28 protein-coding genes are annotated in these 25,124 nt (G+C 71.1%); 10 read left to right on the top strand and 18 right to left on the bottom strand.

The features are described 5' to 3' along the window. Positions 1 to 129 precede the first annotated feature (129 nt). Positions 130 to 513: a bacteriophage spanin2 family protein gene (locus DFJ66_RS01555; protein WP_121217232.1), complete on the bottom strand. Its 384-nt coding sequence runs from the start codon at positions 511 to 513 to the stop codon at positions 130 to 132. A 213-nt stretch (positions 514 to 726) separates the two neighbouring features. Between DFJ66_RS01555 and DFJ66_RS01550 the strand changes: the two genes are divergently transcribed. Beyond that, positions 727 to 1,980 (top strand): protein kinase domain-containing protein, encoded by a 1,254-nt coding sequence (locus DFJ66_RS01550; RefSeq protein ID WP_246029513.1) that lies wholly within the window; start codon positions 727 to 729, stop codon positions 1,978 to 1,980. Between the two features lie 400 nt (positions 1,981 to 2,380). On the opposite strand, the gene DFJ66_RS01540 is transcribed toward DFJ66_RS01550, so the two are convergent. The 5 genes from DFJ66_RS01540 to DFJ66_RS01520 are packed head-to-tail and all read right to left on the bottom strand — an operon-like array spanning position 2,381 to position 9,576. Continuing rightward, on the bottom strand, positions 2,381 to 6,709 hold the full coding sequence (locus DFJ66_RS01540) for a cation-translocating P-type ATPase (protein ID WP_121217230.1): 4,329 nt from the start codon (positions 6,707 to 6,709) through the stop codon (positions 2,381 to 2,383). A 53-nt stretch (positions 6,710 to 6,762) separates the two neighbouring features. Beyond that, positions 6,763 to 7,101, bottom strand: coding sequence for a hypothetical protein (locus tag DFJ66_RS01535; protein ID WP_147459148.1), 339 nt, complete (start codon positions 7,099 to 7,101; stop codon positions 6,763 to 6,765). Between the two features lie 47 nt (positions 7,102 to 7,148). Next, the gene (locus DFJ66_RS01530) at positions 7,149 to 7,799 is read right to left on the bottom strand and encodes a peptidylprolyl isomerase (protein WP_121217226.1); all 651 of its coding nucleotides are present in this window, start codon (positions 7,797 to 7,799) and stop codon (positions 7,149 to 7,151) included. A gap of 41 nt (positions 7,800 to 7,840) precedes the next feature. Then, positions 7,841 to 8,443: a response regulator transcription factor gene (locus DFJ66_RS01525; protein ID WP_121217224.1), complete on the bottom strand. Its 603-nt coding sequence runs from the start codon at positions 8,441 to 8,443 to the stop codon at positions 7,841 to 7,843. Further along, positions 8,440 to 9,576, bottom strand: a complete 1,137-nt coding sequence (locus DFJ66_RS01520) for a sensor histidine kinase (protein WP_246029512.1) — start codon at positions 9,574 to 9,576, stop codon at positions 8,440 to 8,442. Before DFJ66_RS01520 ends, DFJ66_RS01525 begins: the two co-directional genes overlap by 4 nt. Before the next feature lie 109 nt (positions 9,577 to 9,685). On the opposite strand from DFJ66_RS01520, the gene DFJ66_RS01515 reads away from it, so the two are divergent. The 3 genes from DFJ66_RS01515 (at position 9,686) to DFJ66_RS01505 (ending at position 11,915) form a co-directional block, all read left to right on the top strand. Next, entirely contained in the window at positions 9,686 to 10,573 is an 888-nt protein-coding gene (locus DFJ66_RS01515; protein WP_121217222.1) for an ABC transporter ATP-binding protein, read from the top strand. Then, on the top strand, positions 10,570 to 11,259 hold the full coding sequence (locus DFJ66_RS01510) for an ABC transporter permease (protein ID WP_121217220.1): 690 nt from the start codon (positions 10,570 to 10,572) through the stop codon (positions 11,257 to 11,259). The genes DFJ66_RS01515 and DFJ66_RS01510 overlap by 4 nt, the downstream gene beginning before the upstream one ends. 116 nt (positions 11,260 to 11,375) lie before the next feature. Then, a complete protein-coding gene (locus DFJ66_RS01505) occupies positions 11,376 to 11,915 on the top strand; it encodes a hypothetical protein (protein WP_121217218.1) in 540 nt (179 codons plus the stop codon). Between the two features lie 415 nt (positions 11,916 to 12,330). Here DFJ66_RS01505 and DFJ66_RS01500 read toward each other — a convergent pair whose 3' ends face one another. From DFJ66_RS01500 to DFJ66_RS01485, 3 genes are all read right to left on the bottom strand, one after another. Next, complete coding sequence (locus DFJ66_RS01500; protein ID WP_147459147.1) at positions 12,331 to 13,710, bottom strand: putative glycoside hydrolase; 1,380 nt, start codon at positions 13,708 to 13,710, stop codon at positions 12,331 to 12,333. 229 nt (positions 13,711 to 13,939) lie between these two features. Further along, positions 13,940 to 14,620 carry a GNAT family N-acetyltransferase gene (locus DFJ66_RS44840; protein WP_121217214.1) on the bottom strand — a complete coding sequence of 227 codons (681 nt, stop codon included), beginning with the start codon at positions 14,618 to 14,620 and terminating at the stop codon, positions 13,940 to 13,942. A gap of 17 nt (positions 14,621 to 14,637) precedes the next feature. Beyond that, positions 14,638 to 14,922, bottom strand: coding sequence for a hypothetical protein (locus DFJ66_RS01485; RefSeq protein WP_121217212.1), 285 nt, complete (start codon positions 14,920 to 14,922; stop codon positions 14,638 to 14,640). Positions 14,923 to 15,104: 182 nt separating this feature from the next. Here DFJ66_RS01485 and DFJ66_RS01480 point away from each other — a divergent pair, with 182 nt between their 5' ends. The 3 genes from DFJ66_RS01480 to DFJ66_RS01470 all read left to right on the top strand — a co-directional run bounded on the left by DFJ66_RS01480 (position 15,105) and on the right by DFJ66_RS01470 (position 17,720). Next, on the top strand, positions 15,105 to 16,094 hold the full coding sequence (locus tag DFJ66_RS01480; protein WP_246029510.1) for a LuxR C-terminal-related transcriptional regulator: 990 nt from the start codon (positions 15,105 to 15,107) through the stop codon (positions 16,092 to 16,094). 208 nt (positions 16,095 to 16,302) lie between these two features. Beyond that, positions 16,303 to 16,992: an MOSC domain-containing protein gene (locus DFJ66_RS01475; protein WP_246029509.1), complete on the top strand. Its 690-nt coding sequence runs from the start codon at positions 16,303 to 16,305 to the stop codon at positions 16,990 to 16,992. Beyond that, the gene (locus DFJ66_RS01470) at positions 16,983 to 17,720 is read left to right on the top strand and encodes an MBL fold metallo-hydrolase (protein WP_121217208.1); all 738 of its coding nucleotides are present in this window, start codon (positions 16,983 to 16,985) and stop codon (positions 17,718 to 17,720) included. The genes DFJ66_RS01475 and DFJ66_RS01470 overlap by 10 nt, the downstream gene beginning before the upstream one ends. Before the next feature lie 281 nt (positions 17,721 to 18,001). Here DFJ66_RS01470 and DFJ66_RS01460 read toward each other — a convergent pair whose 3' ends face one another. The 3 genes from DFJ66_RS01460 to DFJ66_RS01450 are packed head-to-tail and all read right to left on the bottom strand — an operon-like array spanning position 18,002 to position 19,588. Then, positions 18,002 to 18,847 carry a helix-turn-helix domain-containing protein gene (locus tag DFJ66_RS01460; protein WP_121217204.1) on the bottom strand — a complete coding sequence of 282 codons (846 nt, stop codon included), beginning with the start codon at positions 18,845 to 18,847 and terminating at the stop codon, positions 18,002 to 18,004. Positions 18,848 to 18,860: 13 nt separating this feature from the next. Further along, the gene (locus DFJ66_RS01455) at positions 18,861 to 19,382 is read right to left on the bottom strand and encodes a DUF6879 family protein (RefSeq protein ID WP_121217202.1); all 522 of its coding nucleotides are present in this window, start codon (positions 19,380 to 19,382) and stop codon (positions 18,861 to 18,863) included. Beyond that, on the bottom strand, positions 19,379 to 19,588 hold the full coding sequence (locus DFJ66_RS01450) for a hypothetical protein (protein ID WP_121217200.1): 210 nt from the start codon (positions 19,586 to 19,588) through the stop codon (positions 19,379 to 19,381). The genes DFJ66_RS01455 and DFJ66_RS01450 overlap by 4 nt, the downstream gene beginning before the upstream one ends. Positions 19,589 to 19,999: 411 nt before the next feature. Between DFJ66_RS01450 and DFJ66_RS01445 the strand changes: the two genes are divergently transcribed. The 3 genes from DFJ66_RS01445 to DFJ66_RS01435 all read left to right on the top strand — a co-directional run bounded on the left by DFJ66_RS01445 (position 20,000) and on the right by DFJ66_RS01435 (position 21,242). Then, positions 20,000 to 20,272 carry a hypothetical protein gene (locus DFJ66_RS01445; protein ID WP_121217198.1) on the top strand — a complete coding sequence of 91 codons (273 nt, stop codon included), beginning with the start codon at positions 20,000 to 20,002 and terminating at the stop codon, positions 20,270 to 20,272. Beyond that, positions 20,269 to 20,529, top strand: coding sequence for a hypothetical protein (locus DFJ66_RS01440; RefSeq protein ID WP_121217196.1), 261 nt, complete (start codon positions 20,269 to 20,271; stop codon positions 20,527 to 20,529). The genes DFJ66_RS01445 and DFJ66_RS01440 overlap by 4 nt, the downstream gene beginning before the upstream one ends. Positions 20,530 to 20,927: 398 nt before the next feature. Beyond that, positions 20,928 to 21,242 (top strand): hypothetical protein, encoded by a 315-nt coding sequence (locus tag DFJ66_RS01435; RefSeq protein ID WP_121217193.1) that lies wholly within the window; start codon positions 20,928 to 20,930, stop codon positions 21,240 to 21,242. Between the two features lie 111 nt (positions 21,243 to 21,353). Here the strand turns inward: DFJ66_RS01435 and DFJ66_RS01430 are convergent, their stop codons facing one another. Genes DFJ66_RS01430 through DFJ66_RS01405 form a run of 6 tightly spaced genes read right to left on the bottom strand, consistent with a single transcriptional unit; the run spans position 21,354 to position 25,113 of the window. Next, complete coding sequence (locus DFJ66_RS01430; protein ID WP_121217191.1) at positions 21,354 to 21,644, bottom strand: hypothetical protein; 291 nt, start codon at positions 21,642 to 21,644, stop codon at positions 21,354 to 21,356. A gap of 16 nt (positions 21,645 to 21,660) precedes the next feature. Continuing rightward, positions 21,661 to 21,864 (bottom strand): hypothetical protein, encoded by a 204-nt coding sequence (locus tag DFJ66_RS01425; RefSeq protein WP_121217189.1) that lies wholly within the window; start codon positions 21,862 to 21,864, stop codon positions 21,661 to 21,663. Next, entirely contained in the window at positions 21,864 to 22,784 is a 921-nt protein-coding gene (locus tag DFJ66_RS01420) for an N-acetylmuramoyl-L-alanine amidase (protein ID WP_121217187.1), read from the bottom strand. Before DFJ66_RS01420 ends, DFJ66_RS01425 begins: the two co-directional genes overlap by 1 nt. 3 nt (positions 22,785 to 22,787) lie before the next feature. Then, positions 22,788 to 23,057 (bottom strand): hypothetical protein, encoded by a 270-nt coding sequence (locus tag DFJ66_RS01415; RefSeq protein WP_121217185.1) that lies wholly within the window; start codon positions 23,055 to 23,057, stop codon positions 22,788 to 22,790. Between the two features lie 26 nt (positions 23,058 to 23,083). Beyond that, a complete protein-coding gene (locus DFJ66_RS01410; RefSeq protein ID WP_121217183.1) occupies positions 23,084 to 23,986 on the bottom strand; it encodes a hypothetical protein in 903 nt (300 codons plus the stop codon). Beyond that, positions 23,986 to 25,113 carry a siphovirus ReqiPepy6 Gp37-like family protein gene (locus DFJ66_RS01405; protein ID WP_121217181.1) on the bottom strand — a complete coding sequence of 376 codons (1,128 nt, stop codon included), beginning with the start codon at positions 25,111 to 25,113 and terminating at the stop codon, positions 23,986 to 23,988. Before DFJ66_RS01405 ends, DFJ66_RS01410 begins: the two co-directional genes overlap by 1 nt. Positions 25,114 to 25,124: the final 11 nt, after the last annotated feature.

The raw sequence follows: 25,124 nt of genomic DNA, 5'->3' as shown, positions 1-25,124 counted from the left end.
CCCCCCGCACCACCTGCTCCCGACTGACGACCCGCCGAGCCCCCATCCCCGCCCCCCGCTCCCTCGGCCGACCCGCATCATCGCGCCCCACCCGTGGGACCGACCAGTGGCCGCCCGGTTGGTTCGGGGTCAGCCGGCGCAGGCGCTGGTCAGGGCCGCGACCTGGTCCGCCTTGGTCGCGAGCCACGCCGCCGGCTTGCCGACCAGGTCGTCCACCGTGACCTCGCGCAGGGTGGCGGCCAGGCTGGTGATCGCCTCGTTGACCGTGGTGTCGGCGGCGGTCGCCGCGAGGTCGGTCAGGGACGCCGCGGCGGCGTGGGCCTGGTCCACCGCCTGTTGCGGCGAGCCGGGGTCGAGGGCGGCGGTGGCCTGGGACAGGGCTTGCGCGCACACCTGCACGGTGGTCGCGGTGTCGGCGATGGCGGACGCCGTCTGGGCGGCTTCCTGCGCGGCGCCGCAGCCGCTCACGGCGGCGGTCAACGCGACGGCGGACAGGATCAACGGGATGCGCATCAGGACTCCTCCGGCTCGTTCGAGAACCAGAGGTCTCCCCGGTCGGCGCCGTCACCGGGCGACCGACGTCGTGACCGAGCCGCTGCCGAGCGGCCGTAGTGACGATCACGAACCGGGCGGGTACTCCCCTCCGCACCACCAGCATCCCGAATCCGGGCGATCACGTCAAACGGGGCTGGTCCGCGGGCCCGGCCGGGAAGTAGCTTCAGCGCTGTGCCGGAGCACAACGAGGTGATCGCGGGGCGCTACCGCCTGCTCGCGCCGGCCGGGCGCGGTGCGGCCGGGGTCGTGTGGCGGGCTCGGGACGAGCGGCTGGACCGGGTCGTCGCCCTGAAGTTCCTGACCACCGGCGACGGGGACCGGGAACGCGTCGTCCGCGAGGGCCGGGTGGCCGCCCGCCTGCGCCACCCGCACGTGATCAGCGTCCACGACGTGGTCGACCACGGCGGCCGGACGTGCCTGGTGCTGGAGTACCTCCCGTCGCACACGCTGGCCGACCTGGTGGACACCGGCCCGCTGCCGGAGTCGCTGGTCGCGGGGGTCGGCTGGCAGGTGGCGTCGGCGCTGGCGGCGGCGCACGCGGCGGGGGTCGTGCACCGGGACGTGTCGCCGTTCAACATCCTGCTCACCGACGACGGCACCGCGAAGATCGCCGACTTCGGCATCGCCCGCGCGATCGGCGAGGGCACGGTGACCGACGGCCGGGCGGTGGTGGGCACGCCCGCGTACTGGGCACCGGAGGTGGCGGCCGGCGAGGGCGCGGTGTTCGCCTCGGACGTCTACTCCCTGGCCGCGACCCTCTACGCGGCCCGCGAAGGACACCCGCCCTGCGCCCAACCGACGACCTCGACCGGCCCGCTGGCCGAGGTGCTGGCGCGGGCGCTGCGCCACGACCCGGCGGAACGCCCCACCATGGCCGAATTCTGCGCCCTGCTGGACGAGGTGGTCACCGAACGCCCACAAACCCGCGTCCTGGACGACCCCCCGGAGGTCCCCCGCCGCTCGGCGTGGCGCAGAACCACCGTCCTCACCACCGCCGCCGCCCTGGTCGCAGCCGGCATCACCATCGGCCTGTCGTTGCGCACCCCCGACCCGACCCCAGAGGCCCAACCCCAACCGACCACCACCACAACAACCTCGACCGTGGTCCCGCCACCACCCGAGGTCTGCACAGCCCGCTTCACGATCACGAACCAGTGGCCGGGCGGCTACCAGGCCGAGGTGACCATCCACAACACCGGCGACCAGACGCTGGTCAACTGGGCCGTCACGTGGCCGCAGGAGGCAGGTCACGCGATCAGCAACCTGTGGAACGGCACCTTCACCGTCACCGCCGGCAAGATCACGGTGACCAACGCCCCGCACAACGCCCGAATCCCGGCAGGCGGCCACACCACCTTCGGCTTCACCGCCAACGCCCCTTCAACCCCCCAACCACACCCCACCTGCACCACCCGCACAACCTGATCCACACCGACCCCCACTCCCCCGCCCCACAGCCGCCACTCCCCCGCCACCACAGCCGCCCGCACCACCTCCGCCAGCCCCACACCACCTCCGCCACCCCCCGCCACCCGCACCACCTCCGCCACCCTCGCACCACTGGCGCTGCTTTTCGTGTCGGCTACCAGCCACAGGAAGGGCCTCGGTTTCTCCCCCGTACGGCCTGGGCGCAGCCCAACCGCGCTTGGCCCGTTTGTGCAACCAGCTTTTCCGGTTGCACAAACGGGCCAAGGGTGGTTGCCTCCGGCAGGCCGTACGGGGGAGAAACCGACGCCCTTCCACCCCCGGGGGCCTGCCCAGCGGCGAGCGCCCCGCTTTTCAGCAGCTTTTGATCTTGAAAGCTCGAGAGCGCGCCAGCGCGTAATCAAGAAGAAGGCCGCAACAACGGAGACAGGACCAACCCCAAAGCGTTGGCAGCAGTAGCACTGGACAACGCGATGCCCCACCCGATCGGCCCCAAAGGCGTGCAACCGAAGAACTGGCTGACCCCCGGCGTCTGGATCACCGCCCCCAACGCCGCCGCCGACCCGATGCTCGCCGCCAGCACCGACCGGTCCAACCCACCGGTGATCACCGTCTGCCCGAGCTGCGTCCCCACCAGGGCGGCCAACGCCACGGTGCTCGCCCGCCGCGACCGACCGGTCAGCCGGGCCAGGGTCCACGCCGCAGTCGCCCCGAACGTCGTCGTGATCGCACGCCCGGTGATGTCCCGGGTCAAGGCCTCTCCCAACGACGACAACGGGCCCTCCCGCAGCAACTCCGGCACCGACTCGCCATCCGGACGACTCAGGGCGATGGCCATCGCGGGAGCCAGGTCGGTCAGCAGGTTCACCAGCAACAACTGCCGCGCGGTCAGCGGGGAGCGGCCGGTCAGGGCCGAGCCCAGGACGCTGAAGGCGATCTCGCCGAGGTTGCCGCCCAGCAGGATGGCCAGGGCCTCGCGCACCGACGCCCACATCGCCCGGCCCTCGACCAGCGCGGAGATGATGGTCTCCAAGCGGTCGTCGGTGACGACCAGGTCGGCGGCGGCGCGGGCGGCGGGGGTGCCGCGCCGGCCCAGGGCGATGCCGACGTCGGCCAGGCGGATCGCGGGGGCGTCGTTGGCGCCGTCGCCGGTCATGGCGACGACCCGGCCCAGGCGTTGGTAGGCCTCGATGATCCGGACCTTCTGGGCCGGGGTGCACCGGGCGATCACGTCCACGGTGGGCAGGAGGTCGTCGAGTTCCTCGTCGGTCATGGCCTCGACGTCCGCGCCGCTGACCACGGTGACATCACCGTCGCCGCCGTTGACCTCCGCCGCGATGGCCTCGCCGGTGGCGGGGTGGTCGCCGGTGATCATCACGATCCGGACGCCGGCCTCGCGCAGGGTCGCCGCCGCGGGTGGGGCGGCGTCGCGGACCGGGTCGGACAGCGCGAGGAAACCCGCGAAGCGCAAGCCCCGCACGTCGTCGTCGGTCACCGACGAGCCCTGGAACCCGGTCTTCTCCGCCACGGCCAGCACCCGGTGGCCCCGGCCCGCCAGCCGCACCACGCGCTTCTCCCACTGCTTGCGGGTCCGGTCGTCGAGCGAGCACCGCGGCAGCACGACCTCGGGCGCGCCCTTGACCGACAGCAGCCCGCCCCGCCCCAGGGTGGCGTGGTAGCCGCGGGACGGCTCGAACGGCAGCTCCTCGACCACCGCCCACCCGCGCCGTCCGGTCGTGGCGCGGACGCGGGCCGTCCGGGCGCCTTCCAGGACCGCCCGGTCGGTCTGGTGGACCAGGTCGGACGGGTCGTCGGCGGCCGGGGTCGCCCGCACGCCCGCCGCCAGCACCGCCCGCAGCGCGTCGTCCAGCGCGCCGGGGGCCGCGCCGCGCCGGCCGTTGTCGACCCGGCTCACGGTCAGCCTGCCCTCGGTCAGGGTGCCGGTCTTGTCGAAGCACAGGACGTCCACCCGCCCCAGCGCCTCGATCGTGCGCGGGTTGCGCACCAGCGCGCCGTGGTCGGCGAGCCTGCGGGCGGCGGCGAGTTGGGCGGCGTTGACCAGGAACGGCAGGCCCTCCGGCACCGACGCCACGGCCAGGTTGACCGCCGCGCCCATGCTCTGCCGCATCGGCACCCCGCGCAGCAACCCGGCCCCGACGACCGCGACCGCCGACCCGAGGGCGACCGGCAGGGTCTTGCGGGTCAGCTCGGTCAGCCGCGCCTCCACTCCGGTGTCGGGGGCGTTGCGGCGGGCGGCGGCCATCGCGCGGCCGACCTCGGTGGCGTCCCCGACCGCGACGACCACGGCCGTCGCCTCGCCCACGGCGATGGTCGTGCCCTCGTAGAGCATGGACGACCGGTCGGCCGGGTCGGCGGCGACGATCGGCGCGGGGTCCTTGGGCACCGGCAACGACTCCCCCGTCACCGACGACTCGTCCACCTCCAGGCCCTCGCCGCTGATCAACCGGCAGTCGGCCGGCACGACGTCGCCCGCCGCGAGCCGCACGACGTCGCCGGGCACGAGGTCGTCGCCGTTGACCTCCCGCTCGACGCCGCCGCGCACCACCGTGGCCCGCACGGCGGAACGGGCGAGCAGGTCGGCCAACGCCCGGTCGGTGAACACCTGCTGCACGCTGCCGATCAGCGCCGACACCCCGACCACCCCGCCGACCAGCGCCGCGTCGACCGGCGACCCCACGGCCGCCGACAGCGCCGCACCGCCGGCGAGCACGGGCGTGAGCGGGTTGGCCAGCTCCGCCAGGAAAGCGCTGCCCAGACTGGTCCCGACCGAACGCTGCCGACCACCACGCGCCCGCCGCCGCACCTCGGCGTCGTCCAGGCCGTCCGGTCCCGACCCGAGCCGGTCCAGCACGGTGTCCACGGGCATGAGGTGCCACGGCTGGGCCACCCGCCGCCGGACCGCCGGCCCGCCCTGGCCGAGCTTGCGCGCCCGCCACACGCCGTCCACGAACCCGATCGCCGAGGCCGTGTTCACCGCGCGCGCCGCGCCCTCGGCGGGCTGGGCGCCGCGCGAGGTCAACGCCCCGACCGCGCCGATCCCGCTCGCGGCCTGGGCCAGCACGATCCCGTCCCGGCTGACCCGCCGGGCCGCCGCCACCGCCTCCACCAGCAGCACGACCGCACCCAGGTCCTCGCCGACGACCAGGTGCGCGCCCCACGGCGGCGGTCCACCGGCCTTGTGCACGCCCACGCCGCAGTCCGCCGCGCCCAGCGCCGTGCGGTGGTCGGACACGACCATCACCACGTGCCCCTCGGCCTGCAACCCGCGCACCGCGCCGACCAGGCCGTTGCCCGACGGCACGGTGGTGTCGGCGTACCGCGCGGGACCGCCCGCCACGACCAGCCGCAACCCGGCCTCCCGCGCGGCCACCACGATCGCGTCCACGATCGGCGGGGTCTCCACGTCCACGGCCAACACCGCGTCCAGCCGGTCACCGCGGGCCAGGCCCAGCACGTCACCCTTGAGCTTCGCGCGCTCCCGGACCCCTTTGCGGCCCTTGACCGCCAACTGGTCGACCGGCCCGAGCACCCACTCGCCGTCCCTCTGCACCGCCATGGGGTCGGTGGGGTCGAACAGCGCGAACGCGTGCCGGGCGGACTCGGCGGGGTCGGTGTCGGGCAGCGGCACGAGGTCGCTGAGCACCGACCGGCCCGATCCGAGCGCGGCCTCGTCCAGCACCAGCACGTCCACCGCGTCCAGGCCGCGCAGCACGGACCGCTCCATCACCAGCGTGCCGTGCCGGGCCAGCACCCGGCCGAGCTGCGCGGCGAACGCGGCCTGCGCCACCGAGGGCGCCTTGGGCAGGCTCGCGATGCCCAACGCCATCGCCCGCCGCGGACCGGTGAACGGCGCGGCGGCCAACCCCGCCACCGCGCCGGCGGCCAGGGCCCGGCGGGCGTAGCGGTCCACCGGACCTTCGGGCACCGGCACGGGCCGTTCGACCACGACCGGGTCGGCGGCGGCGTCCTCCGGCCCCTTGATCAGCCGGTCCTCGGCGGCGCACCAGGCCTTCTCGTGCGCCTTGACCTCCCGCCACTGCTGGACGCGCTGGGCGATGTCGAGCAGGGTGCCTTCGCTGCGCGAGGCCAGGCCGTGCACCAGGGCGGCGAGCACCGAGGTGGCCGAGTCGGCGCGTTCCCGGCCCTGGAGGCGCCCGGCGGCCAGTTCCCGCAGCTTGGGGTGCAGGTCGACGGCGGCGGTCAGGGCGGCGAGCTCGCCGGGCAGCGGCGCCCACGGGGCGATCCTGGTGACGGCGGCCAGCAGCAGACCGGCGGCGTCGGCGGCGAGCGTGGGCACCAGCCGGGTGCCCTTGAGCCCGTCGGCGGGGTGGTGCAGCTCGTCCTCGACCAGGCGCTCCTCCTCGGTCGCCGGCTCGGCCTCGGCCCGGCGGACCAGGTCGACCAGCTCGGCGGTGCGCGGCGGCGGGTCGGCCACGGCGACGATCACCCGCGAGGAGGGGGCGTTCACCCGCGCCCAGAGCACCCCGGGGTGCTGTTCCAGCGCACGCTCGACCCGGGCGGCGACCTGCTTGCCCCGCGGCCCGTGCACGCCGTGGGCCTCGATGTGCAGGCGACCCGGGCACGACCACACGTTGCGGCGGTCGCGGCGCAGCAGCGGCGTGCGCTCCAGCGGGGCGAGAGCGACCCCGAGGAGCCCTTTGGCCAGGCCGCCCGCCGCACGCACGGGGTCGATGCCGAGGAGTTCCACCGTGCGTGGTTTCCCCCGCGCGTGCGATCTCAAGCCACTCGTTCGGGGCGTGCTCAGGGCTCGTCGGCCACCTCGCGCAGCACGACCAGCGCCGGGTGGTCGTCGGCGTCGAACTCGATCACCCCGGACCGGCCCGCCGCCAACGCCCGGTCGATCTCCACCAGCAGCTCCAGCAGCAGCTCCTCCGCCCGCTCCAGCGTGTCGGCGTGCGCGACGACGTACTCCCGCGCCCCGCCACGCGGACCGTTCGCGTCACCCTGCAGCTGCACCACCACCCCGCACGGTTTGGGCGGGTCGGCGGTCAGCAGCCGAGCCGCCCCGATGCGCAGCAGGAGGTCGGCCCGCACCAGGCCGCGGTCGTAAGTGGGGAGCCAGACGTGCGGCGCACTCATGATCGGCACTGTAACCACCACGCCCGGCTCCCGCCCGCCACGAACGGTTACCGTGCCGGCGTGAACGCCCAGTGGATCAGCACCGGCTGCTTGGGCGGGCCGTCCTGGGCGTCGCCCTCGATGCCGGCGGCCACGATGCGGTCCAGCGCGTCCATGCCGTGCACCACCCGCCCGAGCACGCTGTACACCGGCCGGATGTTGGCGTGCGAGTGGACGATGAAGAACTCGCTGCCGTTGGTGCCCGGACCCTGGTTGCCCATCGCGATCGTCCCGCGCGGGTAGGTCTCGGCACCGGTCACCTCGTCGGCGAACCGGTAGCCGGGGCCGCCCTCCTCCTGCCGGTAGATGTCCCCGCACTGCAGCACGCCCAGCCGGGCGGAGTTGGTCAGCCGGAAGCACCGGGTGTCGTCGTAGAAGGAGCTGCGGATCAGGTGGATGAAGTTGTGCACCGCGCAGGACGCGACCGTGCGGTCCAGCTCGATGACGACCACGCCGTAGTTGGTGGCCAGGACGGCGGTGGCGGTGCCCCGCGTGGAGGCCGCCGGACGGGGCGGCTTGACCGGCTTGGCAGCGGGGTTGTCGGGGGTCGGGATGAAGTCGCAGTGCTTGACCGGCTTCGTGGGCACGGGCTCGGCGGACGCGACCGGCGTGGCGAGCGCGGCGGCGATCAGGGCCAGGACCAAGGCGAACCTTCGCATGACCCCCGAGGCTAGCGCCCACCGCCACCCCGCCGAAGGCGTCAGATCCAGCCCTCGTCCCAGGCCAGGCGGGCGGCCTCGTACCGGGTGTGCGCGCCGAGCTTGGTCATCGCCGACGACAGGTAGTTGCGCACGGTCCCGGCCGCCAGGTGCGCCTCCCGCGCGATCGTCGTGACCGTCCCCCCGCGCAACGCGTACCGCAGCACGTCCAGCTCCCGCGCGGTCAGCGGGCACGCGTCCTCGGTCAGGGCCGCCGCCGCGATCTCGGAGTCCACGTACCGGCGACCGGCGTGCACGTCCCGCAGGATCGACGCCAGCTTCGCCGCCGGCGTCGTCTTCGGCACGAACCCCCGCACCCCGGCGCTCAACGCCCGCCGCAGCACCCCGGGCCGCGCGTGCCGGGTCACGATCACCACCGCCACCCCGGGCAGGTCCCGCACCGCCTCCGCCGCCAGCACCCCGTCCCGCCCGGGCATCTCCAGGTCGAACACGGCGATGTCCGGCCGGTGCGCCCGCACCGCCGCCACAGCCGCGTCCCCGTCACTGGCCTGCACCACCACCGACAGGTCGTCCTCCAACTCCAGCAACGCCGCCAGCGCGCCCCGGATCAGGTCCTCGTCGTCGGCCAGCACGATCCGGATCACGTCCGCACCCGCCCGACCAGCTCGAACCCGTCCACACCCGACACGGCCGCCTCGACCAGCCCACCCACCGTCGCGAACCGCTCCCGCAACCCCGCCAGCCCCGCCCCCGCCTCGCCGGAAGACCCGACCGGCTCGTCGGGCCGCACCCCGTCGTTGCGCACCCGCACCGACACCTGCCCCTCACCCACGTCCACCGCCACCGCACACCGCCGCGCCCGGCTGTGCCGCAGCACGTTCGTCGTCCCCTCCCGCACCAACGCCCCGAACAACGGCTGCAACGGCGGCGGCACGTCCGCCGCGTCCCCGGTCACCGCCGTCTCGATACCAGCCGCCCGCAGCACGCCGACCGCGTTGGTGATCTCGGTGCCCAAGCTGGCCCGCCGGTACCCCTGCACCACGTCCCGAGTCTCCTTCAACGCCGTCCGCGCCAGCTCGGCGACCTCGTCCGCGTGTGTGCGGGCCAGGTCGTCGTCCCGGCCGATCAGGCGCGCGATCAGCTCACCCTTCAACGCGATCGCCTGGAGGTGGTGCCCCTGGATGTCGTGCAGATCGGCGGCGAACCGCAACCGCTCCTCGGCCACCGCCAGTGCCTCCGAGGTCTGCCGCGCCTGGTCCAGCTTGAGCACCGCGTCCCAGAACCACAGCTGGACCGCCTCACCGATCACGAACCCGATCACCAGCACGACCGGCATGACCAACGACCCCAGCAGGTCCCCGGACCACAGCACCCCACCCGCGAGGACGACCAACAGCGTCCCCACCGCCACCAGCGGCCACCGCGACACAGCCGGCGTGGTGGTCACGACGTGCGCGATCACCGCCGCCGACAGCAAGTACCAGGCCATCGGCACCTCAACACGGGTGCTCGCGTACGCCAACGCCACCAGCGCCACCCCGAACGTCGCCAAGTGCTCGACGACACGGTGCTCACCCCGACCGATCCCGCCCATCGCCTGCCTGAGGTACCGGACGTGCTGGGCGCACACCACGAGCACGGCCACCGCCAGCAGCGGCGTACCCACCACGCCGTACCTGCCGGTCGAGAGCTCCAGAGCGGTCACCATCGCCACCATGAAGCCCGCGCCGATCACCGACCACCACGTCCAACGGCGCAAGGTGCCGATCTGAGTCACCGCACGAATCTACGAGCCGGATCACCCCGGTGTCTGCTGACATCTGTCACATCGACCGGTGCTCACCGACACTGCCCGCCCCCACGCCCCTCCCCCACCATCGAGTGCCATGAGGAACGCGGTGATCGACGTGACGGGCCTGCGGTGCCGTTACGGGGACTTCGAAGCGGTACGCGGCATCGACCTCGAAGTGCGCAAAGGAGAACTGTTCGCGCTCCTGGGCACCAACGGCGCCGGCAAGACCACCGTCATGGAAGCCCTCGAAGGCCTCCGCGCACCCAGCGACGGCCGGGTCCGAGTGCTCGGCGTGGACCCGCGCCAGGACCGGGCCACCATCCGCCGACGCACCGGGATCGTGTTGCAGCACAGCGGCTTCCCACCCGACCTGACCGTTCTCGAAATGGTCCGCCTGTGGCGCCGCGACACCCCCGCCGACGCCCTCGAACGCCTCGACCTCGCCCACCGCCGGGACGTCCGGATCAAGCAGCTCTCCGGCGGCGAACGCCGACGACTCGACCTGCTCCTGGCCACGCTCAACCGGCCCGAACTGCTGTTCCTCGACGAACCGACCACCGGCCTCGACCCCGAGTCCCGCCAACGCACGTGGGAAGTCGTGCGCGGACTGCTCGCCGAAGGCACCACCGTCGTCCTGACCACCCACTACCTGGAAGAGGCGGAGACCTTGGCGCACCGACTCGCGATCCTGCACGAAGGCGTGGTCCGGGTTTCCGGCGCACTGGTAGACGTACTCGCCGCCCAACCCGCACGAATCTCCTTCGACCTCCCCGACCGACTGGACATCCGCGCACTACCCATACTCGCCGGCGACGTCGTACACGACCCCTCCGGCCGCGTAGACATCCGAACCCGCGAACTACAAGACGACCTGGACCTCCTCCTCACCTGGGCCCGCCGCGACAACCTGCGCCTGACCCGCCTCCGCGCCCACCACGCCTCCCTGGAGGACGTCTTCCACGCCGCCCGAGGTGCCGCATGATCACCGCACTGGGTATCGCCGAACTGAAACTGCTCTCCCGCAACAAGATGGCCGCCACCATGGCCTTCGCCATGCCACTAGCCGCAGGCGTGTTCTTCGCCCTCTCCATGGACGACCAGTGGCCCATGGCGATCGGACTGCAACTACTCGCAACCCAGGGCTTCACCGTCTACGTCACAGTCACAACATCCCTGGTCGCCCGCCGCCAGGACCTCTACCTCAAACGCCTGCGCACCGGAGCCGCATCCGACGCCGTCGTGCTGACCGGCATCCTGCTACCCCCACTGGTGCTCGGCCTCGCACAGACACTGCTCCTGCTGGGCGTGAGCCTGGCCCTCGGCGCACCCACCCCAACCCGCCCCGACTTGCTGGCGCTCGCCGTCGTCGGCGGCCTCGCGGTCAGCGGCGCGGCCGGCGTGGCGACCAGCGGCGTCACAGCCACGGCCGAACAAGCCCAGATCACCACCGGCCCGTTCTTCTTCGGCCTCCTGGTCGGCGGCGTGTGGGCAGCGGCAACACCCGATCCCCGAGCCCTCCTCACCCCCGGCGGCGGCATCGCCGACTTGGTGGCCGGCGCATGGGGCGCGCCCGTGCCACTCGGCCCGGCCGTGCTGTCGATCCTGGCCTGGACAGCACTGGCCGCCGCCCTGTCCGCACGGCTGTTCCGGTGGGACGCGCGCACCTGACCCACGCTTCGGACAACCGCACGCGTTCCGTGAAGAACCTCCCGATCGGGCGCTGTGTCCGACAAGCGGCAACCACTAGCCTCCGGACGCGACCCCTGCCCGAAAGGACCGAGTCGATGCGCCCCAACCGATTCCGCGCCGCCATCCTCGCAGCCGCCACCACCCTGCTCACCCTGACCGGCGTCACGACGGCCTCCGCCGCCCCCACCGAACACGACCCGGTGCACCAACCGACCGCCGACACCCCCATCACCGCCCTGGTCACGAAACTCACCCACGCCGAAGCCGCCGCCCGCTTCCGCGCCGCCGGCATCACGTGGTCCTCCAGCGGCAACTGCAGCGACCGGTACAACTCCACCTGCACCAGCTTCGAACAGATCAACCTGACAACGGTCCAGGGCGCCGAAACCCTGAAACGCGCCAGCGGCTGCGCCCTCAACATCACCGGCGGCACCGAGACCGGCCACGCGAGCGGCACCTACAGCCACTGGAACGGCTACAAGCTCGACTACAGCCTCTACACGTGCGTGGGCAGCTACATCCGGAACAACTTCACGTACATCGGCAGCAACAAGTGGCAGTCCGGGTCAGGCAACATCTACTACCTGGAAAGCAACCACTGGGACGTCACCTACTACAACTGCGGCGGCTGCTGATCACCTGGGCCGCTGTAGTGCTGGCCTTCACGTTGTGTCCGCACAACCAAGTTGCGAGCACATTTAGTCAACACTGAAGTCATAAAGACGACCAACCCACTCCCGCGCCGAAGGCGCACGCCCGAAGGGCGCCACGCTTTCGCCGCGCTGCCAAGCCCACGGGAAGGGCCTCGGTTTCGTTCCCCCGTCCGGCCTGGGCGCAGCCCAACCGCGCTTGGCCCGTTTGTGCAACCAGCTTTTCCGGTTGCTCAAACGGGCCAAGTGTGGTTGCCTCCGGCAGGCCGGACGGGGGAACGAAACCGACGCCCTTCCACCCCCGGGGGCCTGCCCAGCGGCGAGCGTCCGCTTTTGAGCTTTTCGCTTTTCGCTCTCAGCTCTCCGCTTTTGATCTCAAGCGCCCACCGCCCGCGTCAGGTCAGCAGGACTTGCGAAGGATCTCGCCCGTCGTCCCAGGCAGCGCCACCGAAGAGACCGAAGTGGACTTGGCGTTGGTGTAGTCGCCGCCCAACGGCACGCCCACCGCCGGAGTCCCGGTCCGGCTCGCGTTCACGATCACCACACCGCACGCGAAGTCACGGCGGAACACGTTGCCGCCCAACGACTTGTACGGTCCCGTCGGCGCGCCCAACTGCCAGTCGTACTCGGGGTGCCACGGCGAGGCGTTGGTGTAGCCGTCGGTCTGCGCGATCTCCGCGATGGCCGCCTGGTCGCCCGCCGCCAGCAGGTAGCTGGCCAGCGCGTACCGGAACGGCTGCTCGGCGCCCTGGCTGTAGTGCGGCTGCACCCAGGTGATCTTGCCGCGGGCCTCGTTCGACACGATCTCCGCGACCTGCCTGCTCCAGCCCTCCGGGTACTCCGAGAGCAGGTCGCCGTCGTTGAACGTCAGCCACCACTCGTCGAAGCCGCCGTCGAGGTACTCGGTGTAGGCGTCCCAGGCGCCGGCGTACAGGCGGGCGTTGGAGATGTTGGCCACCGTCTTCAACCCGGCCGCGGTGAACTTCGACCTCGTCCCGGACAGCATGGACTTGTACGCGTCCTGGATGGCGGCGTCGGTCGGGTACTTCGCCGGGCAGGTGCCCTCGTGGTAGGCGTCGCACGGGAACACGGCGTTGTCCATGAAGATGCCGTCGAAGACGCCCTTGCTGGACGCGATCACGTTGTCCGCCCACGCGTTCTGGTACGCCGGGTTGCCGACGTCCATCTGCCAGTGGCCCGCGTAGCCGCTGTACTCGAAGCGCTGTCCGCTCGGGCTCAACAGGAACCAGTCGGGGTGGTTCTTGTCGGCGTCGCAGTAGCCCACGCCGGTCGGCAGCTGGGCGTCGTCCACGCCGTTGCGGCAGGCGTAGCTCCGGGTGGAGGTCAGGTCTTTGTAGACGAACGTCTGGATCTTCGGGTTGGCGGCCTTCAACTTCCGCGCCAGGTCACCCTCCCACGCGTTGAGCACGACGTAGGAGCGACGCTTCGCCTCCGTGGCGATCATCTCGTCCGTGACGGCCGAGCCGCTCATGTGCAGCCAGAACGACTGCACCCGGCCACTCCCCTGCGGCGTCGCGGTCGCGGTGGTGGTCGACGTCGTGGTCTGGCTCGACGAACCAGTCGTGCTCGACGAACCTGTCGTACTCGGCGAACCAGTCGTGCTGGGCGCACTCGTCGTGCTGGGCGCACTCGTCGTGGTCGGCGCGGTGCTGCTGCTCGGGGGAGCGGACGCGTCGGGGCCGGGGGCGGGGCTCGTGGTGAGCCCGGCCAGGGCGAGGACGGCAGCGACCAGGGTCTGGGCAGCCTGGAACCAGGGCATGGTGGAACTCCTTGGCGGCGCGCGGCAGGCAGGGCCGTGCCGGGACGCGCCGGCGGGTGTGCGGGGAGGTCGGGGACTCCCGATCGGCACGCACGGGGGGAGGCGCGCCGAACGAACGTGTTGCGATTCGGGGTTGGTTTTGGTTACGCGGGAGTCAAGCCGTTGCTTTACCGACTAGTCAAGTAACGCGGACCACATTTCGTGAAAAAATCTTGCGATACGCGTGTGTTCACACTTCACAGCCGGGCACGTGCGCCGCGACCACGTCGGAGTCCACGCGCCAGCCCAACGACTCGTACAACGGCCGCCCCGCGACCGTGCTCACCAGGACCCCGACCCGCGCCCCGCGCTCGGCCGCGAGCTCACCGACCAAGCCCATCACGAGCTTCCCCAACCCGCGCCGACGGTGCTCGGGTTCCGTGACGACCTGGTCGACCACCGCCGCACCCTCCCGCACCGCGAACCGCCCCCGCGCGGCCGGCGCTCCCCCCACCCCCGTCACGACGACCTCGTGAAACCCCCGCTCCCCCACCACTTCCACCCGATACCCGTCCGGCACCTCAGCCACCGAACACGGGCCCACCACACCCACCGAACGCGCACCCACCACACCCACGGAACACGCACCCACACCACCCAGGGGCACGCTCATCAGGTACTCGGGCTCGCCGACCACCCACCCCACCCCCAGCAGCGGCAGCACTTCCTCCCGCGGCGCGCACACCTTCAGCCACGTCCCCGGCACGGTCAGCGACGACCGCTCACGCACCGACGCCGTACCCGTGATCACGTACCGGACGCGGTGCCCGCTCAAGCCGACGTCGATGCGGAACCCGTCGTGCTCCTCCACCGGATCCGGGGTGTCCCGACACCACGCCCATCCCCGCACCCACTGCCGCGCCCGCTCCACGGCTCCACAGTAGATCTTCAGACGCCGGCGTCGACCAGGATTCGCGTCACGGGCTCGCCCACCAACGCGGGCGCGTTCTGGCGGGAAGCCCACACTTCCCGGCGCAGGAACCCCAGGAACGCCTCCGCCTGCGCGGGCGAGGCGAAGTCCAGGTCGATCACCACGTACCGGTCGTCGTCCACCGGCCGCCGGACGCGGTGGGACAGCACGCCCGCGCGCACGCGGACGTCCGCGAACCGGTCGAACGCGGCCTTCCACAGGTCGAACGCGACGACCGGGTGCTCGATGTGCAGTGTGCTCACGACTCCTCCTCTTCGCCAGCCACTCACGACTCCCACCGACGCTAGGCCGGGCTGCGTTCCACCCCGTATCCCAGAGTTCTGGGGTTTACCCTCGACCCGTGGCCCCCACGGCGTTCGCGCGCTCGGCAGCCCGCGTCGAGCGGATCTGCGACGCGGCAGTGAACGCCCCAACGAACCCAGCAGTGAACGCCCCAGCGAACCCGGCGGCGGACGCGGCGGCACTGCGACTGGCGGCGCTGCGACTGGCGGCGCTGCGGGAGATCCGCACCGTCGTGCCGTTCGACGCACACGTCTGGCTGCTCACCGATCCGGAGACGACCGTGGGCACCCGCCCGCTCGCCGACGTCCCACCCGCCCTGCTCCCCCGCCTGCCGGAACTGATCCGCCTCAAGTACCTCACGCCCACCAACCGGTGGACCGCGCTCCACACGGAAGTCGCCACGCTCGACCGAACCGACTCGCCGTGGCAAGCGTTGCTGCGCGCACACGGCGTCGCGGACGTCGCCTCGGCGGTGTTCAAGGACCGGTACGGCTGCTGGGGTTTCCTCGACCTCTGGCGGTGCGGAAGTCCTTTCACGACAGCCGAAACCACCTACCTGGCGTCGCTGCGCGCCCCACTGACGACTGCCCTGCGCACGTGCGTGGCCCGCACGTTCGACCACCCTGCCGCCACCGTGCGCGGACCGCTCGTCCTGCTGCTGTCCCAAGACCTCGAAGTCCTCGGCCAGACCCCGGAGACCCACGAGTACCTGAAGGTCATGGTGCCGCCGGCGGAAGGCCGGGCACCGATCCCGGCGGGCGCGTACAACGTGGCGGCCCAACTGCTGGCCGTCGAGGCGGGCGTGGACGACCACCCGCCGTGGGCGCGGGCGCACCTGTCCGCCGGCGACTGGGTGACGTTGCGCGCGGCGCGAATCGGGACCGGCGGCATCGCCGTGGGCATCGAGCAGACCTCCCCGTCCGACCGCCTGGGCCTGTTCACCCGAGCGGTCGGGCTGAGCGCACGCGAGACGGAACTGGTGACCCTGCTACCCGGCGGCGCGGGCACCCGCGAGCTGGCCGCACGGATGCACCTGTCGGAGAACACCGTCCAGGACCACCTGAAGTCGATCTTCACCAAGACCGGCACCCGCACCCGCCGCACCCTCCTCGCCCGCGCCCTCGGCACCTGATCCCCCACGCCCCTCGGTACCCGGCCGTACGGCAAGTGGTGGGCGCGGCGGCCGTACGGGAAGTGGCGGGCGAGGCCAGCGACCGACTGCTGCACCGGGACCTGCGCCGGTCCGGCTCGAGACCCGCTGCACCGCTCAGCGACCCTCGAACGTCCGGAGCAGGTCGGCCTGTGATCCACACCCGAGCCCAGCCGGCTAGGGTGACGGGGTGCTGGGAGTGGTCGAGGGGTTGTGGCGGTACCCGGTGAAGTCGACCGGCGGTGAGCCGCTGGACCGGGTCGCGGTGGACGCGCGCGGGCTGACCGGCGACCGGCTGTGGGCGGTGCGGGACGGGGACGGGAAGTTCGGGTCGGGCAAGAACAGCCGCCGGTTCCGGCGGATGCCGGGGCTGCTGGACCTCCGGTCGCGACTCGTCGGTGACGCGGTGGAGCTGCTCGACCCCGACGGGCGACTGCTCACCGACCAGGAACTGCGCGCCTACCTCGGGCGTGACGGCGTGTCGGTGGTGCGCGAAGGCGCGGTGTCGCACTTCGACGAGCTGCCGGTGAGCGTGGTCAGCACGGCGACGCTGGAGTGGTTCGACCAGGCCCTGCCCGGGACCGAGGTGGACGAGCGCCGCTTCCGGCCCAACGTCGTGGTGCGCACCCCGCCGGGCACGCCGCCGTTCGTGGAGGACGCGTGGCTGGGCACCCGGATCGCGATCGGCGGGGTGCGGCTGGAAGTCGTGCGCGCCAGCGAGCGGTGCGTCATGGTGAACGAGGAGCAGCCGGGGCTGCCGCGGTCCTCCGCCGTGCTGCGCAAGATCGCCGACGCCCACGACAACAAGCTCGGCGCGCTGGCCACGGTCGTCGCGGCGGGCGAGATGGCGGTCGGGGACGAGGTGACGACGTGCACGTGACACGGGTGAACGACCAGGTCCACATGGTGACCGGGACCAACGTCAACTGGGCGCTGGTGTCGGACGGGTCGGCGCTGACCCTGGTGGACACCGGCTACCCCAACGACTCCGCCGCGCTGCTGGCGTCCATCGCCGAGACCGGGCACCGCCCGCAGGACGTGACCGCGATCCTGATCACCCACGCCCACCTGGACCACATCGGCGGCGTGCCGATGATGACCGGCCGCTTCGGCACCCCGGTCCTGACCGGTGCGGAGGAGGCCCGGCACGCGCGCCGCGAGTACCTGGAGCAGATCACGCCGCTGGAGATGCTGCGGCTGTGCGGGCACCGGGCGAGCCGGCGGTGGGTGCTCGACACGGTCCGGGCGGTGTTCCCACAGATCAAGATCTCGTTGCCGCAGGTCGGCGTAGTCCCGCCGAAGGAGCCGCTGGACGTGCCGGGCGGCCTGGTGGCGATCCCGACCCCGGGCCACACCACCGGCCACACCGCGTACCTGATGCCGTCGACGGGCGTGCTGTTCAGCGGCGACGCCCTGGTCACCGGCCACCCGACCTCCCGACGCGGCGAGGGCCCGCAACGCCTGCCGGAGGTCTTCAACACCTCGGAGGACGGCGTCACCACGGCCATCGCCGCACTCCGCGACCTCCCCGCCGACACCCTGGTCCCCGGCCACGGCGGTCTGGCCCGCGGCCCCCTCGCCGACATGGTGGACAAGGCACTGCGGTAACCAGCAGGACCGCGTGGGGGCACCCGCCGCTCCGGACGCCCCCACGCGACCACAGCGTTACTTCAGCTCGGCCGACGACTTGCCCAGCAACCGCCGCGCCACGATGAGCTGTTGGATCTGCTGCGTGCCTTCGAAGATGTCGAGGATCTTCGAGCCGCGCGCCGGCCACCTGCGACGATTCCGCTGAAACCTATCCTGATCAGCGCTTTTCCCGTTGGCTGGTGTTGGCAACGATTGGTGGTCGTTTGCGGTCTCACGGAACAGCGACGGAACAGAACGGGCTACGCCCCCGTCCACATCTGGGCGCTCGCGGTGAGCAGTGCGCGAGCGTCGTCCCGTTCGGCCGCTGCGGACCACAGCATGTCGGCGAGCTTGTTGTACGTCGCCACCTCGTCCGGGTCGGTCACTTCAAGCTCGGCGGTCACGGTCTCGACCTGGACGAGGTCGTCGATGATCCAGAAGCCGTGAGCGAGCGGGTACGGCACGCGAGTCCTGATCGGGATGATGCCGACGCGGACGTTCGGCGTGCCGATGGCCGCGATGAGGCGGTGCACTTGGCCAGCCATCACGTCGGCAGGCGCAACGGGGTGCAGCAGCGCCGCTTCGGTCATGAGAATTTCGATGGTCTTACCCGGCTCGAACAGCACCTGCTGGCGGCGCATCCTGGCGCGGACTGCCTCGGCGATGTCCTGGCCGCCGCCATGCAGGCTGGCCGATGCGAGCAGGACGTGCCGGGCATACTCAGCTGTCTGCAAGAGGCCTGGCACTACAACCGACTCGAACGCTCGGATCAGCTTCGCGGCGGACTCGACCGCGACGGAGTCTTCTTGGCGCCCGCGGTGACCGGCTCGAACGCGGTCCTTCCACAGTACGTACTCACGCCTGATCGCAGCCAGCTCGGCGCGCAGCTGATCGGCCACCGCAGGGTCCACGTTGAGCGCCGTGAGCCAGGCCGTCAGGTCGTCATCGCTGACCGTCTGTCTGCCGTTCTCGACCTTGGAGACCTTTGGTGCGTTCCAGCCGAGAAGCCGTGCCATCGCCTTGCCGTCGAGGTCTGCCTGTCTGCGCAACTCGCGCAAGCTGTCGCCGAGCGCTTCGCGCCGCTTCTGGAACCCTCCGCTGGCCACGCGCTCCCCGTCGTCAAGTCGTCGTCATGAACTCCTCGAACGGGACCGCATTCTGCCACGCTGTGTCGCGAATTTCGCGAAACCGCGACACGGCGAGTGGATCACTGACCACTTCGGCGTACGCGAACCCGCTGACGTCGAAGTGCATGACTGCGGCGAGACGGTCGTCGAGCAGCCAGAAGTCGTCAGTCGGCATCCCGAGCCGTCGCGCCACCGACTCGGGAAGTACGCGAATCAGTTCCCCGGCCGCGACGTTCCGCGAGGTGGTGGCGAGTTCGAACTTCAGGTAGTCGGTCAACGGGTCCGTCAGCATCCTGACGCGTGCGAACGACCTGCCTTCCGACGTGGCGCGTCGAACATTGGCAAGCCACGAATCCATGTAGGAGAGGTCCGGCTCCTCGCCTACGAGGAACTGGCGCAGTGGTTCCTGTTCGATCGGCTCCCGGTACACGGCCTGCGCTTCCCAGCGCCAGGCCGACGACCTGAACTCGGACAGGAGCGCCGCCCACTGTTGTCCGGTGACGCGCTGATTCACGCGCCGACCTCCGGAGCGAACCGCAGCAACTCCTTGGGGACCTCCACCACGGTCTCGTAGTCCGGGAGGCCTCGCTCCTTCAACACCGCGAGGGCTTCCTCGTCGGTCACACGACTGCCTTGGACCAGGTAGGTGCCCCGGTCGGTCTCGTACAGGTTCGGGCAGTTGCCAGTCGTGGACGTCGTACCCAGGAACGTGACCTTCATGCGGCGATGCCCTCTCATCTGCTGTGACTGCCCAGCCCGTCCGACTGCGGCTTCACGATCAAACCTTCCGCAACGCTCACGGCGATTGCCCCAATCGGGTGGCATCTCGGCCAGATTTCGCGAAATTCTCGTGGGTTGCGCGAGACTGACGGGCATCCGTCGGGCTTCATCACCTGGTGCTCGGCGGGTAGTCCGGCCGGATGCCGGGCGATGGCGGGGCGGTGCTGGTCAAGCGCGCCCGCGGCAACTAGCACCGCCCCGCCGCCCCAGACCGCAGACCTTTGTCACTCGTCCCCCAAGTGACGGGCCAACCGCCCCGGAGTCGGGCACCCCCGACCCTCGACTCCGGGGCGGTCCACCGCCGCACCGTCCTACGTCTCGGATAGGCCCGACCCCCCACTGGAGGCCACCATGACGGACACCCTGCTGATCGCCGCGTGCTGCGCGGTCGGAGCAGTCCTGGGCTACCTGCTGCTGCTCATCCGCAGCCACCTCCGCAGACGTCGTGTCATGTACGCCGAGATCGCGATTGCGTGCGCGCGGCGGGCACTGGGCTCCGCTTCCGCTCCCCCGGAGGCGGACGGCACGATGGTGGCGGGTCGCGCCGGCCTCGCCACCATCGTGCTCCAGCGGACCCTCGACGAGACTGCGGCGCACGGCAGGCACTGGGCGGTGGCGGCGTGAGCACGTACTTCACCGCGCACTCGAAGGCCCGGCGCGACGAGGCGATGTCCTGCTTCGAGCACTATCGGGCCGCCGTCCGGCTCATCGACTCTCCCGACGTCGTAGCCGGACTCTCCGGTGTCGACAGGGCGGACATCTACCTGGCGCAGCTCCAGGCGGCCGGCAACGAGACGGTCTACGAGACGACCTTGAACATGATCTCGTCCCACTATGGGATCTCCTGGCAGGCGATCCGCCGCAGTGGCTCGGTCGAGTAACGGACCTGGGTGCGCGGGCCTGCCACTGGTACGTCGGGAGGCTCCCGCTGTGCGGACAGCACCCGCACGACGGCGAGGCCACAGCAGCACTGGAGGCGAAGAGGGACCGGCTGGTAGCCGAGTACCTCCAGCAACGCACGTAACGGGACACGCTCCCTGACCGACTAGTCAACAAGGCGTGCCCGCGAGGAGGAACAATGTCGACTCCACCGTCCGAGTCACCGCTGCAGTCGTTAGCCGCTGAGCCGACGGTCACTCCTTCGCAACGCCGTCGCCCAGCCTGGGTGCTGCCGACCGCCGCTGCAGTGGCGGGCGCCGCAGTTGCGTCAGCCGCAGCCCTTTGGCTGAGCAGTGACGCCTCACCCGTAGCCCCCTCGACCTTCGACCTGTCGGGGACGATGACGTTGGCCAAGGCGTCAACGTTCGGCCTGCGCGACGACAGCTACCGGAAGTGCAAGGGCGACGGCGGCTACAGCGACATCTTCGATGGAACGGCGGTGACGGTCTACGACGCCGCCGGGAAGGTGCTCGCCCTTGGCAAGCTGGAGAACTCGAAGTTCATCAACGGCGACTGCGAGTTCACATTCACGGTGGCAGGCGTGCCAGACGGCGAGCAGTTCTATCAGGTCGAGGTAGCACACCGCGGCAAGGTGTCGTTCCCTGCCGACAAGGCACGGGCCGGCGCGGTGGGCTTGACGCTCGGCTCCGACTGAAGACGCCGAAACGCCCCCGCCCCTCCCGAAGGAGGAAGCGGGGGCGTTCGCGTGTCCGCGTGCGAGGGGGGTCGCGCGGACACGGTTCCTGCCGAGGCGAGGCGGCAGGGGTCAGGCGCGGCCGGTGCTCTTGGCCCACGCGGACACGCCGAGCGGGGACCACACGCCAGCCTCGACCGCGATGGCGGTCACGAGAGCGATCCCAGCGGTCAGCGCGGCGGCCTTGAGGTCGTAGGCGGTGCCCGCCTGGGCGGAGGCGTACCACTCGGCGAGCAGGCCGGCGGCGGAGTTCAGCACCAGCTGCAGGACGGCCCGGAGCTTGGTCTCCGCCTGCTTGGTCAAGAGGCCGTTGAGGATGGGGACGACGACGCCCACGAGGACGCCGAGCAGATGGACAGTCATGGGGTGGTCCTTCAGGTCAGGGGGTCAGGGCGCGGTGTGCGGTGATGGCGTCGGCTGCCGCCTGGAACGACAGGTCGGCGTCGCCGAGGGCGTCGGACTGGTAGATCGGGACGTCCCACTCGCCGCCCTTCGAGCGGCAGCCGCAGAACCCCTCGGCACCGTTGATGCCCCACGAGTGGATGTCGCCGGGCATGGAGTTGCACTCCGGGTAGAGGGCCATCAGGAGACCCCCACGCCGCGGCGGAGCACCTCGGCCAGCGCAGCCTTCACCTCGGCCGGGCTGGCACCGCCGATGCCGCGCGCCGCGAGGGCATCGGCCAGGGCCTGCTCGTCCACGTCTGCCACGGTCGCGTCGATGTGCGCCTTCAGCTCGGCGGTCTGCTGCTGCTCGGCCGCGTCCACGATCTGCCGAACCTCGTCCTTCGTGAGGGACGGGTCGTCGGACAGTTCTGCGATGGCAGCGGAGAGCGTGACGACCACGAACTCGTCGCCGCGCTTGCGCTCGTTGTTGTACTTCTCCATCTCCCGCGCGAGGTACTCGGAGTCGGACTTGCGCAGGTACGGGTTGTTCGGGTCCTCGGGCATGTGGTCGTCCTCCTGTCCCTGGACGAGCGCGATGAACACGTCCCAGGGGAAGTTGGGTCCGGGGTCTGTGTGGTCGGTTTCGCCCCATGCGGCGCTGGTGTCGGCGTGGCCGCAGATCCCGCCGACCCGGTCACGGAGTTCGGCGGCACCGATCTTGCGTGCGGGGATGCCGTAGAGGTTGCTCACCTCACGCACCCACGCGGCGGAGTTGCGAAGCATGGACATCGGGGAACGGACCGTGCGGTTCTCCCCGATCCACGGGATCCACAGGACGATGTCGCTTTCGGACAGCCACTGGGCGCGGGTCATGTGGGCGAACGCGCACAGTTCGATGTGCAGGCCCCACGCGTTGGCGGTGTAGCCGGCTGTCCACGCTGCGCGGTCGTACGGCACCAGCGGTGCCACGACCCCGCCTGCGTCTGACGCGGCGTGCACGGACGCGCCGGGGTTGCCGTCCAGGAAGGCGGCCATGTCGAATCGGCCGAGGATGCCTTCCCCCGTGTGGATCGTGACGAAGTAGGGGTCGCCGGGGCGAGCGCTGGAATACGGGGCCACGGGTCAGCCTCCCTTGAGGACGATCGTGGTGACGAGCGAGGAGAGAGCGACGAGAACGGCGACGATCGACACGGCGGTGGTGGCGGCGAATCGACGGCTGGCCTTCAGCGCGTCGATCTCTTTCGCCTGCGTCTCGTTCTGCACTTCGAGCCGGGCGATGCGGTCGGCGTGGTTGCCGAACTTCTCGTCGATCTTGTCGGTGAGTCGCACGACCGCCGTCTTGAGTTCTTCCAACTGCGCCGCCAGGAACGACGGCGGGACGTCTTCGGGCATCGCACGCCCCTTCCTCGTGGGGGCTGCTACGAGCCGACGTAGGTGACGGTCATGGACGGTTGCTGGGACGCCGACACCACTGAGTTGAGGGTGACCCCGCTGTCCTGGTAGGCCTGCAACTCGACGTAGTCGTTGACGGCGAGCCGGACCTGGACGGTGCGGGCGGCGACGATCGTGGACACGGTGCTACCGGAAGTCGCGTGCAGCACCTGGGAGCCGTTGATCTCCGTGCCGTTCTTGGCCCACCGGCACCCGCGGGCACCGGTCGAGTTCACGTCGAAGGACACGGCGCCGGACAGTTGGTAGACGCCCGCGACCGGGGCTACGTACCTGGACGGGTTCGTGCTGGTGCTGTGGGCGTTGTGGGAGTCGTGGTCCTCGCTGCCGTACGTCACCGAGGTGAAGTTGTTGTGCAGGATGCCCTGTGCGCTTCCCTGGCGAAGCTGCGCACGCGGCGCGTCCCGGGTCGCCGACACCCGCCGGCGGTCGTCGGTGACGTTCCCCGCCGCGATGGTGACCGCGCCGTTGGCGACCGACACCGTGGCCAGGGAGACCTCCCACACTGAGGTGTTGGTGGTGACAGCCGGCGCGCTGGCGGTGCCGGTCAGCACGTCCAGCTCGATCACATCGGTGGTGAAGTTGGCTCGGAGGATGACCCGGTCGATCCGGGTGGAGCCGGTCGAGTTGGAGGAGATCGCCAGTGTGGTCTCGGTGGTCTTCTGTCCCCAGTGGCCTTGGATCCAGCACTCGCCCGACTTCACCTTGACCTGCATGCCGGACGAGTCGGCGTAGACCTCGAACTCGTTGAGGACGTTGGCCAGCGGGCCGGTGTCGATCATGTACTTCATGAAGCTGCGCCACGTCGACTCGGTGACGCTGGCCCCCGCGCCGCTGTCGAACGGGGCGTAGGTGGTGAGGCTCGTTGCCATCAGCGACGCTCCAGGTCTGCGATGCGCGCCTCGGCCATGCGGAGGCGCCGGAACAGGGCGAGGACTTCTGCTTGGCCGGGCGGCGCGATACCGGGCAGGGTCTTCTGCGGCCCGTCCGGGGTGAGCAGGATGCGCGCCTCACGCACGACCTCTGTGGAGGCGACCCCGTCGACCACGTAGGTGATGCGGTCGCCCAGGTCGTAGTCCTGCAGGAAGGTCTGGCCTTCGATGTCGACCGGGTTGACCGACAGTCCGGTGCGACCGACGCCCTCGGCGAGGGTCTTGGTCAGTTCCTGCGTGAGTTCGTCGGCGTCGGTGGTGTCGCGGCGGTCCACCCACTGCTCGATGCGGCCCCACGTGATCGCGTCGTCGGTGTCGCCGAGTTCCTGGACCGTCCGAGCGGTGCCCTCTCCGCCGCCGCCCACGTAGGCGTAGTTGACGGTGGACACTTCGGACTCGTACTCGTAGCCGTAGAGGTTGCCCAGCTCGACGGACAGCATCACGTCGGAGGTGCGGTCGGTCGGCTCGTACACCTGGAACAGCAGGTCCGTGGTGTCCTTCGCGACACGGAACCCCAGGTTGCCGCCGGCAATCGCAAGTTCCTGCAGCAGCGTCAACAGGTTCTGCCACCGTGCCCGCCCGGTGACGTCGCTGCCGAGCAGCGGGTCCGTGTCGAGGTCGAGACCGGCGACCCGTCGCGGGACCAGTGCCCCGGTACCGGCGTTGACGTCTACGTACTGCCGCAGCACGGTCGAGGCGACCCCGGTGCGCACGTCGTACTCGGTCGAGTTGTACGGGGGCGCTGAGGTCGCGGGTTGGGGGTGCGCGAGTCGGCGCTTGAGCCAGACGTTGTCGTCGAACCCGTGGACCTTCAGCTTCAGCGAGTCGCCGTCACGACTCCACACCCGGTGGCGCATCGGCCCGGTGGTCACGGTGGTGGTGTCGTCGCGGACGAGCTCGATCCCGTAGCCCGGGGTCGCCAGCGCCGCGGCGTGCCGCGCGCGACCGTCCATCTCCAATGACCACGTGCCGACGTCACAGAACCGCACAACGGCGTCCAGCTGGGTGAAGTCGTCGACTTCACCCTCACGCTCCCGGCTCGGGTTGCGGAGGAAGACTTTCCACATGCCTCCGCCTC

The sequence above is a fragment of the Saccharothrix variisporea genome (genome assembly GCF_003634995.1).
GTDB lineage: Bacteria > Actinomycetota > Actinomycetes > Mycobacteriales > Pseudonocardiaceae > Actinosynnema > Actinosynnema variisporeum.
Note: the sequence above shows the minus strand (reverse complement) of the source record. Positions and strands in the feature narration are given on the sequence as shown.

Excerpts from the sequence above, each read along its gene's own strand:
- DFJ66_RS01555 (WP_121217232.1), bottom strand. The coding sequence starts at position 513 with ATGCGCATCCCGTTGATCCTGTCCGCCGTCGCGTTGACCGCCGCCGTG.
- DFJ66_RS01535 (WP_147459148.1), bottom strand. The coding sequence starts at position 7,101 with ATGAGTGCGCCGCACGTCTGGCTCCCCACTTACGACCGCGGCCTGGTG.
- DFJ66_RS01530 (WP_121217226.1), bottom strand. The coding sequence starts at position 7,799 with ATGCGAAGGTTCGCCTTGGTCCTGGCCCTGATCGCCGCCGCGCTCGCC.
- DFJ66_RS01515 (WP_121217222.1), top strand. The coding sequence starts at position 9,686 with ATGAGGAACGCGGTGATCGACGTGACGGGCCTGCGGTGCCGTTACGGG.
- DFJ66_RS01510 (WP_121217220.1), top strand. The coding sequence starts at position 10,570 with ATGATCACCGCACTGGGTATCGCCGAACTGAAACTGCTCTCCCGCAAC.
- DFJ66_RS01505 (WP_121217218.1), top strand. The coding sequence starts at position 11,376 with ATGCGCCCCAACCGATTCCGCGCCGCCATCCTCGCAGCCGCCACCACC.
- DFJ66_RS01500 (WP_147459147.1), bottom strand. The coding sequence starts at position 13,710 with ATGCCCTGGTTCCAGGCTGCCCAGACCCTGGTCGCTGCCGTCCTCGCC.
- DFJ66_RS01450 (WP_121217200.1), bottom strand. The coding sequence starts at position 19,588 with ATGAAGGTCACGTTCCTGGGTACGACGTCCACGACTGGCAACTGCCCG.
- DFJ66_RS01445 (WP_121217198.1), top strand. The coding sequence starts at position 20,000 with ATGACGGACACCCTGCTGATCGCCGCGTGCTGCGCGGTCGGAGCAGTC.
- DFJ66_RS01435 (WP_121217193.1), top strand. The coding sequence starts at position 20,928 with ATGACGTTGGCCAAGGCGTCAACGTTCGGCCTGCGCGACGACAGCTAC.
- DFJ66_RS01430 (WP_121217191.1), bottom strand. The coding sequence starts at position 21,644 with ATGACTGTCCATCTGCTCGGCGTCCTCGTGGGCGTCGTCGTCCCCATC.
- DFJ66_RS01425 (WP_121217189.1), bottom strand. The coding sequence starts at position 21,864 with ATGGCCCTCTACCCGGAGTGCAACTCCATGCCCGGCGACATCCACTCG.
- DFJ66_RS01415 (WP_121217185.1), bottom strand. The coding sequence starts at position 23,057 with ATGCCCGAAGACGTCCCGCCGTCGTTCCTGGCGGCGCAGTTGGAAGAA.
- DFJ66_RS01410 (WP_121217183.1), bottom strand. The coding sequence starts at position 23,986 with ATGGCAACGAGCCTCACCACCTACGCCCCGTTCGACAGCGGCGCGGGG.
- DFJ66_RS01405 (WP_121217181.1), bottom strand. The coding sequence starts at position 25,113 with ATGTGGAAAGTCTTCCTCCGCAACCCGAGCCGGGAGCGTGAGGGTGAA.